General features: G+C 56.3%; 12 protein-coding genes. 8 read left to right on the top strand and 4 right to left on the bottom strand.

Annotation, left to right across the window (positions count from 1 at the left end; translation table 11 throughout):
- Positions 1 to 12 precede the first annotated feature (12 nt).
- The 6 genes from cytR to rraA all read left to right on the top strand — a co-directional run bounded on the left by cytR (position 13) and on the right by rraA (position 5,770).
- Complete coding sequence (gene cytR, locus M2416_RS24345) at positions 13 to 1,041, top strand: DNA-binding transcriptional regulator CytR (RefSeq protein WP_041143437.1); 1,029 nt, start codon at positions 13 to 15, stop codon at positions 1,039 to 1,041.
- 91 nt (positions 1,042 to 1,132) lie between these two features.
- The gene (gene ftsN, locus M2416_RS24340) at positions 1,133 to 2,107 is read left to right on the top strand and encodes a cell division protein FtsN (RefSeq protein ID WP_259227341.1); all 975 of its coding nucleotides are present in this window, start codon (positions 1,133 to 1,135) and stop codon (positions 2,105 to 2,107) included.
- A gap of 91 nt (positions 2,108 to 2,198) precedes the next feature.
- Positions 2,199 to 2,729, top strand: coding sequence for an ATP-dependent protease subunit HslV (hslV, locus tag M2416_RS24335; RefSeq protein WP_041143435.1), 531 nt, complete (start codon positions 2,199 to 2,201; stop codon positions 2,727 to 2,729).
- A gap of 9 nt (positions 2,730 to 2,738) precedes the next feature.
- Complete coding sequence (hslU, locus tag M2416_RS24330; protein ID WP_041143434.1) at positions 2,739 to 4,073, top strand: HslU--HslV peptidase ATPase subunit; 1,335 nt, start codon at positions 2,739 to 2,741, stop codon at positions 4,071 to 4,073.
- Between the two features lie 192 nt (positions 4,074 to 4,265).
- Positions 4,266 to 5,192 carry a 1,4-dihydroxy-2-naphthoate polyprenyltransferase gene (gene menA / locus M2416_RS24325; RefSeq protein ID WP_076947957.1) on the top strand — a complete coding sequence of 309 codons (927 nt, stop codon included), beginning with the start codon at positions 4,266 to 4,268 and terminating at the stop codon, positions 5,190 to 5,192.
- Positions 5,193 to 5,284: 92 nt separating this feature from the next.
- Positions 5,285 to 5,770, top strand: a complete 486-nt coding sequence (gene rraA / locus M2416_RS24320; RefSeq protein ID WP_041143432.1) for a ribonuclease E activity regulator RraA — start codon at positions 5,285 to 5,287, stop codon at positions 5,768 to 5,770.
- Positions 5,771 to 5,827: 57 nt separating this feature from the next.
- Here the strand turns inward: rraA and pfkA are convergent, their stop codons facing one another.
- The 3 genes from pfkA to cpxP all read right to left on the bottom strand — a co-directional run bounded on the left by pfkA (position 5,828) and on the right by cpxP (position 8,552).
- Positions 5,828 to 6,790, bottom strand: coding sequence for a 6-phosphofructokinase (pfkA, locus tag M2416_RS24315; RefSeq protein WP_041143431.1), 963 nt, complete (start codon positions 6,788 to 6,790; stop codon positions 5,828 to 5,830).
- A gap of 203 nt (positions 6,791 to 6,993) precedes the next feature.
- A complete protein-coding gene (fieF, locus tag M2416_RS24310; protein WP_041143430.1) occupies positions 6,994 to 7,890 on the bottom strand; it encodes a CDF family cation-efflux transporter FieF in 897 nt (298 codons plus the stop codon).
- A 158-nt stretch (positions 7,891 to 8,048) separates the two neighbouring features.
- Entirely contained in the window at positions 8,049 to 8,552 is a 504-nt protein-coding gene (cpxP, locus tag M2416_RS24305) for a cell-envelope stress modulator CpxP (protein WP_041143429.1), read from the bottom strand.
- A 149-nt stretch (positions 8,553 to 8,701) separates the two neighbouring features.
- Here cpxP and cpxR point away from each other — a divergent pair, with 149 nt between their 5' ends.
- Both cpxR and cpxA read left to right on the top strand, forming a co-directional pair.
- Complete coding sequence (gene cpxR, locus M2416_RS24300; protein WP_004203671.1) at positions 8,702 to 9,400, top strand: envelope stress response regulator transcription factor CpxR; 699 nt, start codon at positions 8,702 to 8,704, stop codon at positions 9,398 to 9,400.
- Positions 9,397 to 10,770, top strand: coding sequence for an envelope stress sensor histidine kinase CpxA (cpxA, locus tag M2416_RS24295; RefSeq protein WP_041143428.1), 1,374 nt, complete (start codon positions 9,397 to 9,399; stop codon positions 10,768 to 10,770). Before cpxR ends, cpxA begins: the two co-directional genes overlap by 4 nt.
- 39 nt (positions 10,771 to 10,809) lie before the next feature.
- Here cpxA and yiiM read toward each other — a convergent pair whose 3' ends face one another.
- Entirely contained in the window at positions 10,810 to 11,484 is a 675-nt protein-coding gene (yiiM, locus tag M2416_RS24290; RefSeq protein ID WP_259227374.1) for a 6-hydroxyaminopurine reductase, read from the bottom strand.
- Positions 11,485 to 11,507 lie beyond the last annotated feature (23 nt).

Here is an 11,507-nt window from a genome sequence, read left to right as displayed (position 1 = left end):
AGGAGAAAACAGGTGAAGCCCAAAAAACAGGTGGTTGCCGCCACGATGAAAGACGTCGCCCTGAAGGCTAACGTTTCAACGGCAACCGTATCCCGAGCGCTAATGAATCCCGATAAGGTTTCACAAACTACCCGTAATCGGGTGGAGCAGGCGGCGCTGGAAGTCGGCTATTTGCCGCAGTCGCTCGGGCGAAATATGAAACGCAACGAATCGCGCACGATTCTGGTGATTGTGCCGGATATTTGCGATCCCTTTTTCAGTGAAATCATCCGCGGTATCGAAATCACCGCGGCGGAACAGGGTTACCTGGTGCTGATCGGCGACTGCGCCCATCAAAACCGTCAGGAAAAAACCTTTATCGACCTGATTATTACCAAGCAGATCGACGGTATGCTGCTGCTCGGCTCCCGCCTGCCGTTCGATGCCGGCGTAGAGGAGCAGCGCAATCTGCCGCCGATGGTAATGGCAAACGAGTTTGCGCCAGAGCTCGAGCTGCCCACGGTGCATATCGACAACCTCACCGCCGCGTTCAACGCCGTCAACTACCTGCACGAGCTGGGGCACAAGCGTATAGGCTGTATCGCCGGTCCGGAAGAGATGCCGCTGTGCCACTACCGTCTGCAGGGTTACGTCCAGGCGCTGCGCCGCAGCGGGATAACCGTCGAGCCGCAGTATATTGCCCGCGGTAATTTTACCTATGAAGCCGGCTCTAACGCCCTCGAACAGCTTTTATCGCTGCCCGTGCCGCCAACGGCGGTGTTCTGCCACAGCGATATTATGGCGCTGGGGGCTCTGTCGCTGGCAAAACGCCGTGGCCTGAAAATTCCTGACGATTTGTCTATTATTGGTTTCGATAACATCTCTTTGTCTGAATTTTGCGATCCGCCATTGACGACCGTTGCGCAACCGCGCTTTGATATCGGCCGCGAAGCGATGCTGCTATTGCTGGACCAGCTGCACGGTCACAGCGTCAGCAGCGGCTCGCGACTGCTTGACTGCGAGCTGATCGTTCGTGGCAGTACGCGAAAAATCAGAGCATAACCATCAGGCTTTCGGGCCTGCTCTTCTGGTCAAAGGCCCGCCGCTTAAGTAACATGGCGGGCTGACGAATGAATAAGACAGCGAAACGATAGTGGCACAACGAGATTATGTACGCCGCAGCCAACCGGCTTCTTCGCGGCGCAAAAAGAGCAACACCCGAAGCTCAAGGAACAAGCAAAGCGGCCTTTCTGCTATTTCACCTACCATGGTGGCAATCGCGGCGGCCGTGCTGGTGGCCTTTATCGGTGGACTGTACTTCATCACGCACCACAAAAAAGAAGAAGCTGAAGCGCTGCAAAACCGCCAGGCGGCAGGTAACGGCCTACCGCCGAAACCGGAAGAGCGCTGGCGCTATATTAAAGAGCTGGAAAGCCGTCAGCCTGGCGTACGTGCACCAACTGAACCAACGGCCGGCGGCGAAGTGATGAAGCCTGAACAGCTGACCAACGAGCAGCGCCAGCTGCTGGCTCAGATGCAGGCCGATATGCGCCAGCAGCCTACTCAGCTGACCGAGGTGCCGTGGAACGAACAGACCCCGGCGCAGCGTCAGCAGACGCTGCAGCGTCAGCGTCTGGCTCAGCAGCAGGTACAGCAGCAGTGGGCGCAAACCCAGCAGCAGGCGCCGGTGCAGCAGCCGCGCGTACAGCAGCGGGTGGCAGAACAGCCGGTACAGCAGCCGAAGCCGGTACAGCAGCCGAAACAAACGGCGGCAGCGACGCAGCCGTATCAGGATCTGCTGCAGACGCCAGCGCATACCGCAGCGGCACCTAAAACACAGGCGGCCGCGCCGGTTGCACGAGTTGAAGAGGCGCCAAAAGCCGCAGCCGAGAAGAAAGACGATCGCAGCTGGATGATCCAGTGCGGCTCCTTTAAAGGGGCTGAACAGGCAGAAACCGTCCGTGCGCAGCTGGCCTTTGAAGGCTTTGCCTCGCACATCACCACCAACAACGGCTGGAATCGCGTGGTCATTGGGCCGCTGAAAGGCAAAGAAAATGCCAACGACATGATCGGTCGCCTGAAAATGGCCGGGCATGCAAACTGCATTCGTCTCGCCGCCAGGGGTTGAAACCCTCAAAATCCCCCCCATCTATAATTGCATTCCGCCCCGCGTAAAGCGCGGGGCCCCTATTCCGCTTTTGTAACCAAGGGGTCTGCTCGTGACAACAATAGTTAGTGTTCGCCGTAACGGCCATGTGGTTATTGCCGGTGATGGCCAGGCCACGCTGGGCAACACCGTAATGAAAGGCAACGTGAAAAAAGTCCGCCGTCTCTACAATGACAAAGTGATTGCGGGCTTCGCCGGCGGCACCGCAGACGCCTTTACGCTGTTTGAACTGTTTGAACGTAAACTGGAAATGCACCAGGGCCATCTGGTCAAAGCCGCCGTTGAGCTGGCGAAGGACTGGCGTACCGATCGCATGCTGCGCAAGCTGGAAGCGCTGCTGGCGGTTGCGGATGAGAACTCGTCCCTGATCATCACCGGTAACGGTGACGTGGTGCAGCCAGAAAATGATTTAATTGCTATCGGCTCCGGTGGTCCCTACGCCCAGGCCGCTGCTCGCGCTCTGCTGGAAAATACCGATTTGGGCGCTCGCGACATCGCAGAGAAGGCGTTGAATATTGCAGGCGATATCTGCATTTATACCAACCATTTCCACACCATCGAAGAATTAGCCTCTAAAGCGTAAGGATCTCCCATGTCTGAAATGACCCCACGCGAAATTGTCAGCGAACTGGACAAACATATTATTGGTCAGGACGCCGCTAAGCGTTCTGTCGCTATCGCCCTGCGTAACCGCTGGCGCCGCATGCAGCTTAGCGAAGAGCTGCGCCATGAAGTTACGCCGAAAAACATTCTGATGATCGGCCCAACCGGCGTCGGTAAAACCGAAATCGCGCGTCGCCTGGCAAAACTGGCCAACGCGCCGTTCATCAAAGTGGAAGCAACCAAATTCACCGAAGTGGGCTATGTCGGTAAGGAAGTGGATTCCATCATCCGCGATCTGACCGATGCGGCGATCAAAATGGTCCGCATGCAGTCCATCGATAAAAACCGCTACCGTGCGGAAGAGCTGGCGGAAGAGCGTATTCTTGACGTGCTGATCCCACCGGCGAAAAATAACTGGGGCCAGGCTGAGCAAACTCAGGAGCCGTCCGCGGCGCGTCAGGCATTTCGCAAAAAACTGCGCGAAGGCCAGCTCGACGATAAAGAAATCGAGATTGACCTTGCCGCTGCGCCAATGGGCGTAGAGATCATGTCCCCTCCAGGCATGGAAGAGATGACCAGCCAGCTGCAGTCCATGTTCCAGAACCTGGGCGGGCAGAAGCAGAAGCCGCGCAAGCTGAAAATCAAAGACGCGATGAAGCTGCTGATTGAAGAAGAAGCGGCCAAACTGGTTAACCCGGAAGAGCTGAAGCAGGACGCTATCGACGCGGTCGAGCAGCACGGTATCGTATTTATCGACGAGATCGACAAAATCTGTAAGCGCGGTGGCAATAGCTCCGGCCCGGACGTATCTCGTGAAGGCGTCCAGCGCGATCTGCTGCCGCTGGTTGAAGGCTGTACCGTCTCAACCAAGCACGGCATGGTGAAAACTGACCATATCCTGTTTATCGCCTCCGGCGCATTCCAGGTGGCCAGTCCGTCAGACCTGATCCCTGAACTGCAGGGTCGTCTGCCGATTCGCGTCGAGCTGAAAGCGCTGACCACCGAAGATTTCGAGCGCATCCTGACCGAGCCGAACGCCTCGATTACCGTACAGTATAAGGCGCTGATGGCCACCGAAGGCGTGAGCATTGAGTTTACGCAAGACGGCATCAAGCGTATCGCTCAGGCCGCATGGCAGGTCAACGAAACCACCGAAAACATCGGCGCGCGCCGTCTGCATACCGTCCTGGAGCGTCTGATCGAAGATATCTCCTACGATGCCAGCGAAATGAACGGCCAGAGCATCACTATTGATGCTGAATATGTCGGTAAACATCTCGATGTTCTGGTGGCAGATGAAGATCTGAGTCGTTTTATCCTATAATCCGGTTCAATATATTTTCATCACTATAGATGGGGCTATAGATACCCTAAATCATTCAAGCTGCGTCAAGGCGGCTAGCCTGAGAATCTCCGGGAGCTTACTCAAGTAAGTGACCGGGGTGAGCGGGCGAAGCCAACAAAGAGGCAGTTCGAAGGATGACGGGTATAGCCCCATTTTTATTGGCCGGAACCTATGACTGAACAACCGATAAACCGCACCCAGGCCTGGCTGGAAAGCCTGCGCCCAAAAACGCTGCCTCTGGCCTTTGCCGCCATCGTTGTCGGCACCACGCTTGCCTGGCACCAGGGTCATTTCGATCCCTGGGTGGCTCTGCTGGCACTGATTACCGCCGGTCTGCTGCAAATTTTATCTAATCTGGCGAACGATTACGGCGATGCGGTAAAGGGCAGCGACAAGCCCGATCGCATAGGCCCGCTGCGCGGTATGCAAAAAGGAGCGATCAGCCAGGCGCAGATGAAGCGTGCGCTCATCCTCACCGTGGTGCTGATTTGTCTTTCCGGACTGGCTCTGCTGTTTTCCGCCTGGCAAACCATGGCCGATTTTATTGGCTTTATGGTTCTGGGCAGCCTCGCCATCGTCGCGGCAATCACCTATACCGTCGGCACCCGCCCTTATGGCTATATCGGCCTTGGCGATATTTCGGTGCTGGTCTTCTTTGGCTGGCTGAGCGTGGCGGGAAGCTGGTACCTCCAGGCCCACACGATTGCCGCCAGCGTCTTCCTGCCCGCAACGGCCTGCGGCCTGCTCGCGGCGGCGGTGCTCAATATCAATAACCTGCGCGATATCGATAGCGACCGGGAGAACGGTAAAAACACCCTGGCCGTGCGCCTTGGTCCGATCAACGCCCGCCGCTACCACGCCTGCCTGTTAATCGGCGCTCCGCTGTGCCTGGCGCTATTTAATCTGCTTTCTCTGCACAATCCGTGGGGCTGGCTGTTTATCCTCGCTACGCCGCTGCTGGTGAAGCAGGTGCAGTTTGTCATGCGCGAGCGCGAACCGGTGGCGATGCGCCCAATGCTGGAACGAACGGTAAAAGCGGCTCTGTTAACCAACCTGCTGTTTGTCATCGGGATTATTTGCAGCAAGCTGCTGGGTTAACTGACAAATATCAATTAACAATTGATGATTTTGCCAACAATGGGTTTCGCGAGATATACTAAAAACTCTCGCAGCAACTGAACGTTAAGCCTATGAAATACGATACTTCCGAGCTTTGTGACATCTACCAGGAGGATGTCAACGTAGTGGAACCGCTGTTCTCCAACTTTGGAGGGCGGTCGTCGTTTGGTGGACAAATCATCACGGTGAAATGTTTCGAGGATAACGGGTTGCTATACGATATGCTCGAACAGAACGGCCGTGGTCATATTCTGCTGATCGATGGCGGCGGTTCCGTCCGACGGGCGCTGATTGACGCGGACCTGGCGCGTCTGGCGGTGCAGAATGAGTGGGAAGGACTGGTGGTTTACGGCGCGGTGCGTCAGGTAGACGATCTGGAAGAGCTGGATATCGGCATCCAGGCGCTGGCAGCCATTCCCGTAGGTGCCGCAGGTGAAGGCATCGGCGAAAGCGACGTCCGCGTCAACTTCGGCGGCGTGACCTTCTTCTCCGGCGATCATCTGTACGCCGATAATACCGGCATCATCCTCTCCGAGGATGCGCTGGATATCGAATAGCCCGCCCAATAAAAAAGGCCTTCTCTCTGAGAAGGCCTTTTTGTTTTACGCCGAAACTTAGTACAGTTTCTTCGCGCAATCCAGCCAGTCATTTTTGAACGGACGCTTCATGTTTTCGATAGCGTCGATAATGTCATGATGAACCAGCTTCTCGTTCTGAATACCCACACAGCGGCCGCCGAAGCCCTGCAGCAGCAGGTCAATCGCGTAGGCGCCCATGCGGGATGCCAGGATACGGTCATAAGGAACCGGGGAGCCGCCGCGCTGAATGTGACCCAGAACGGTTGCACGCGTTTCACGACCGGTCTCTTTCTCAATGTAGTCAGCCAGCTCGTGGACGTCGCACATGTGCTCTGTGATGGCCACAATCGCGTGTTTCTTACCTTTGGCGATACCCGCTTTTATTTCAGCGACCAAATCGTCGCGGCTGTAATCAACCTCAGGCACCATGACGAATTCACAGCCGCCGGAAATAGCCGCCGCCAGCGTCAGATCGCCACAATAGCGGCCCATCACTTCAACGACGGAAATACGCTGGTGTGAGGAAGAGGTATCACGCAGACGGTCAATCGCTTCAACAACGGTGCTCAGCGCGGTGAAGAAACCGATGGTGTAGTCGGTGCCTTTAATGTCGTTGTCGATGGTGCCCGGCAGACCGATGCACGGGAAGCCCATTTCGGTCAGGCGCATCGCCCCCATGTACGAACCATCACCGCCGATAACAACCAGCGCATCCAGACCGCGCTTTTTCATGTTCTCAAGGGCCACGGCGCGAACGTGCTCTTCGCGGAATTCCGGGAAACGTGCTGAACCCAGGAAGGTGCCGCCACGGTTGATCATGTCGGAAACGCTATAGCGGTCGAGCTGGATCATACGATCTTCATACAACCCGAGGTAACCATCATAGATTCCAAAAATTTCCAGACCTTCCGTTAATGCCGCGCGCACAACGCCGCGAATTGCCGCGTTCATGCCCGGCGCATCACCGCCACTTGTCAACACACCGATTTTCTTAATCATGACTACCTCTGAACTTAGGAAGCAAAAAATAATCCTGTTGCCTGAAGCGCTCCCTTATCAGGAGTGCACGACGATAATTGCAATAGTATATCAAACGCTTCTGGCTGAATTGATTCAGGTCAGACCAAACGGCGGTAATTTATACAAATAATGCCGGCCTGCCCCACATTTTTACATCGAGTTTACAGACTATAACTCAAAGCTTAAAAAACGCCCTGCCGCGCCAGCGGCACCACAGAACAGGGGTCCTGATGGATAATGACATCAGAACCCGGAAAACGGTGCAGAATCGCCTGCTCCACCTGGTCGGCAATGACGTGTGCCTGAACCAATGGCAGGTTATCTTCCATTTCCAAATGTATTTGAATAAAGCGAGTCGGCCCTGACTGCCGCGTCCGTAGATCGTGTGCCCCGCTGACGCCAGGCCATGCGGTCACGATATTGATAATGTCCTGACGTTCCTCATCAGGCAGCGCGCGGTCTAACAGCGACTGGACGGCCTCATAGGCCATGCGCAGCGCGCTATACAGAATATAGACGCCTATCCCCAACGCAAATAGCGCATCGGCACGATGCCAGCCGTACCAGGAGAGGCCCAGCGCCACCAGAATAGCGCCGTTCATCATAACATCAGACTGATAATGAAGCATATCTGCTCGCACCGCCTGACTCTGCGTTTTTCTCACCACCCAGCGCTGGAAGGTCACCAGCACCAGCGTACTGAGCAGCGCAATCAGGGTCACAATCATCCCGACGCCCGCCGCCTGCATCGGTTCCGGGCGGGCCAGGTGCTGAATACCTGTCAAAAACAGGAACAGCGCCGACCCGGAGATAAACATACTTTGCGCCAGCGCCGCCAGCGACTCGGCCTTGCCGTGGCCAAAGGTATGCTCTTCATCGGCAGGTTGCAGCGAATAGCGCACCACCAGGAGATTGGTTAACGAGGCGGCAATATCCACCAGCGAGTCCACCAGCGCAGCCAGAATACTCACAGAACCGGTATACCACCACGCAAAAATTTTAATCAAAAGTAACGCGGAAGCCATCACCGTCGCCGCAATGGCCGCACGACTCACCAGCCGCCCATAAGATTGATTCATAAACGCTCCTTCACCCGCTGTGCGCTTAGTATAACCCGATCTATTGCGACGACGGATGACAAGCGGGAGGTCGTTTAGCTGAATGACAGGCAAAAAAAACCCCCACATCATGTGGGGGAAGACAGGGATGGTGTCTATGGCAAGGAAAACAGGGTTTGTTACTGGGGTTGCACGGTATTGCTACTACTTGAAAGCATCTTCGCTGAGCCTTTCTGCATCCTTACAACCTCACGCAACTGATCCATTCGCTGCTGGTGCTTAGCATTTAAAACCGCTTGCTGCTCTGGCGTTAACAGGTGGTACATCTGGTTGCGAACCTTCGCCATTTCGATCTGGCGGTCAACCTGTTCCTGCGCCATCTTATCGGCCTGAGCGCGCACAGCGTTTTCATCAAATTTTTCTGCGGTGACAAGGCTATGCATTGTCTCCATTTCGCTAACATTAACGGGTAACCTATCGTGGCGTGCCCGTTGCATAAGATCTCGTAACTGCTGTCGTTGCTGTTCGGTTAAACTTATGCCATCAAACATGTGGCCCTGGATGCTGCGCTGCGCCCCTTCTTCTCCGGGGAGCCAGTTAACGCTGGTAACGACTTCAGCGGCCTGGCTATTAGCACTTAGCGCCAGCGTTGAGGCCATGACGGCAGCAATAACATTGCGCATCACATACTCCCAAAACGTTTGTGTCGCGATTCAACGAGAGACAGTTTACGATTCGGGCTGCAAACATGCGTCAGGGGGTGTAAAACAACGTAAAGTCATGGATTAGCGAGCCTTGATGACGTAATTTCTGCCTCGGAGGTATTTAAACAATGAACAAAATCCTGTTAGTTGATGATGACCGGGAGCTCACCTCCCTGTTAAAAGAGCTGCTCGATATGGAAGGCTTTAACGTGCTCGTAGCCCATGATGGGGAACAGGCGCTGGCTCTCCTGGACGACAGCATCGATTTACTTTTACTTGATGTGATGATGCCGAAGAAAAACGGTATCGATACGCTTAAAGAGTTGCGTCAGACACACCAGACTCCCGTTATCATGCTAACTGCCCGCGGTAGCGAGCTGGATCGCGTTCTCGGCCTTGAACTGGGCGCGGATGATTATCTACCTAAGCCGTTTAACGATCGTGAGCTGGTGGCGCGCATACGCGCGATTCTGCGCCGCTCCCACTGGAGCGAGCAGCAGCAAACCACCGAAGCCGGCTCACCGACGCTGGAGGTTGACGCATTGAGCCTCAACCCGGGCCGTCAGGAAGCCAACTTTGATGGTCAAACTCTGGAGCTTACCGGAACGGAGTTCACCCTGCTGTACCTGCTGGCGCAGCATCTTGGCCAGGTGGTCTCTCGTGAACATCTGAGTCAGGAAGTATTGGGAAAACGCCTGACGCCGTTCGACCGCGCCATCGATATGCATATTTCTAACCTGCGGCGTAAGCTGCCGGAGCGTAAAGACGGCCACCCGTGGTTTAAAACCCTGCGCGGGCGCGGCTATCTGATGGTTTCAGCTTCATGATTGGAAGTTTAACCGCACGCATCTTCGCTATTTTCTGGCTCACGCTGGCGCTGGTGTTGATGCTGGTTCTGATGCTGCCCAAGCTGGATTCGCGCCAGATGACCGAACTTCTGGAAAGCGAGCAACGCCAGGGCATCATGATTGAGCAGCACGTTGAGGCCGAGCTGGCGACCGATCCACCCAACGATCTGATGTGGTGGCGTCGTCTGTTTCGGGCGATAGATAAATGGGCTCCGCCGGGACAGCGCCTGCTGCTGGTCACCAGCGAAGGGCGCGTTATCGGCGCAGAACGCAACGAAATGCAGATTATTCGCAACTTTATCGGCCAGGCCGATAATGCCGATCATCCGCAGAAAAAACGCTACGGTCGTCTGGAAATGGTCGGCCCGTTTTCCGTCAGGGATGGTGAGGATAATTATCAGCTCTATCTGATCCGCCCCGCCAGCACGTCACAATCCGATTTCATCAACCTGCTGTTTGACCGTCCGCTGCTGCTGCTTATCGTCACCATGTTGGTCAGCGCTCCGCTGCTGCTATGGCTGGCGTGGAGTCTGGCAAAACCGGCGCGTAAGCTGAAAAATGCCGCCGACGAGGTCGCCCAGGGGAACCTGCGCCAGCATCCGGAACTGGAAGCCGGCCCGCAGGAGTTTTTGGCCGCCGGGACCAGCTTTAACCAGATGGTCACCGCCCTGGAGCGGATGATGACCAGCCAGCAGCGTCTGCTCTCCGATATCTCCCACGAGCTGCGCACGCCGCTTACGCGACTGCAGCTGGGCACCGCCCTGCTGCGCCGCCGCAGCGGCGAGAGCAAAGAGCTGGAGCGTATTGAGATGGAGGCGCATCGGCTGGACAGCATGATCAACGATCTGCTGGTGATGTCGCGCAATCAGGCCAACAACGCGCTGGTCAGCGAGACGGTAAAAGCCAACCAGCTGTGGGGCGAGGTGCTCGATAACGCCGCCTTCGAGGCCGAGCAGGTAGGAAAATCGTTCACCGTGGAGTATCCGCCGGGTCCGTGGCCGCTGTACGGCAACCCCAACGCGCTGGAAAGCGCGCTGGAGAATATCGTACGCAACGCGCTGCGCTACTCGCATACCCGAATTTCGGTGAGCTTCTCGGTGGATAAAGACGGCATCACGGTTAACGTCGATGATGACGGTCCGGGCGTCAGCCCTGAGGATCGCGAGCAGATTTTCCGCCCGTTCTACCGCACCGACGAAGCGCGCGATCGCGAGTCAGGCGGTACCGGTCTGGGACTGGCGATTGTCGAAGCCGCTATTCAGCAGCATCGCGGTTGGGTGAAAGCCGACGACAGCCCGCTGGGCGGCCTGCGGCTGACCATCTGGCTGCCGCTGTATAAGCGCACCTGACGCGGCGTACCCCGGTCTGCGCACGAAGCCGGGGAAGCCTTATTTCCCCGACAATCGGCGGGAATTATCTTCGATCTTGCCGCTTAAACGCCGCTTCTGCATGGTACGGCTCCAGCTTACCGACAGCCCTGCGGCACTGAGCAGGCGATGATACTGCTCGTCATCAAACGGCATAAGCCAGGCAATCGCGCCGGCCTCATGTACGCTGATATCGCTCACCCTGGAGACCAGCTCCAGCGGCGCGTCGCAGGAGACCACGCCCCCCGCCACCACCCGATACAGCCAGCCGGTTTTACCGCTATTCTGCATGCGCTGGGCCATATCGCTGATGGCAAAATGAAAGTTGAGCTTAAAACACGGCGATCGCGGCTGCGTTACCTGAATCAGCGCCTCGCCCCAGCGAAAGATATCCCCGATATAGACGTTTTTCTCGGTCATTCCTTCAGCAGAAAGGTTTTCGCCAAAGGCCGGCGCGCAGAAAAGGTCGGCCTGCTGGGGGAATTCGCGGATCCAGTCGGCATAGTGCTCGCGCGGGTACTGGCAGAGCGCGCGATCCGGGCCGCCGTGAATTTTCTTTTCCGCCTGCTCATCGCCTTCCAGCCCCAGATCGCCGAGGGTTAACTCACCGTCGACCTGGATTTTCCCGATGGCGCTCGGACGGCTTCCTTCGTAATCCCTTATCTTGCCCACAAAGACGTTCACCGGATAGTGCATCTGCTGCCCCCTGCTACAGGTAT

The sequence above is a fragment of the Klebsiella sp. BIGb0132 genome (assembly GCF_024810075.1).
GTDB classification, from domain to species: Bacteria; Pseudomonadota; Gammaproteobacteria; order Enterobacterales; family Enterobacteriaceae; genus Klebsiella; species Klebsiella terrigena.
Note: the sequence above shows the minus strand (reverse complement) of the source record. Positions and strands in the feature narration are given on the sequence as shown.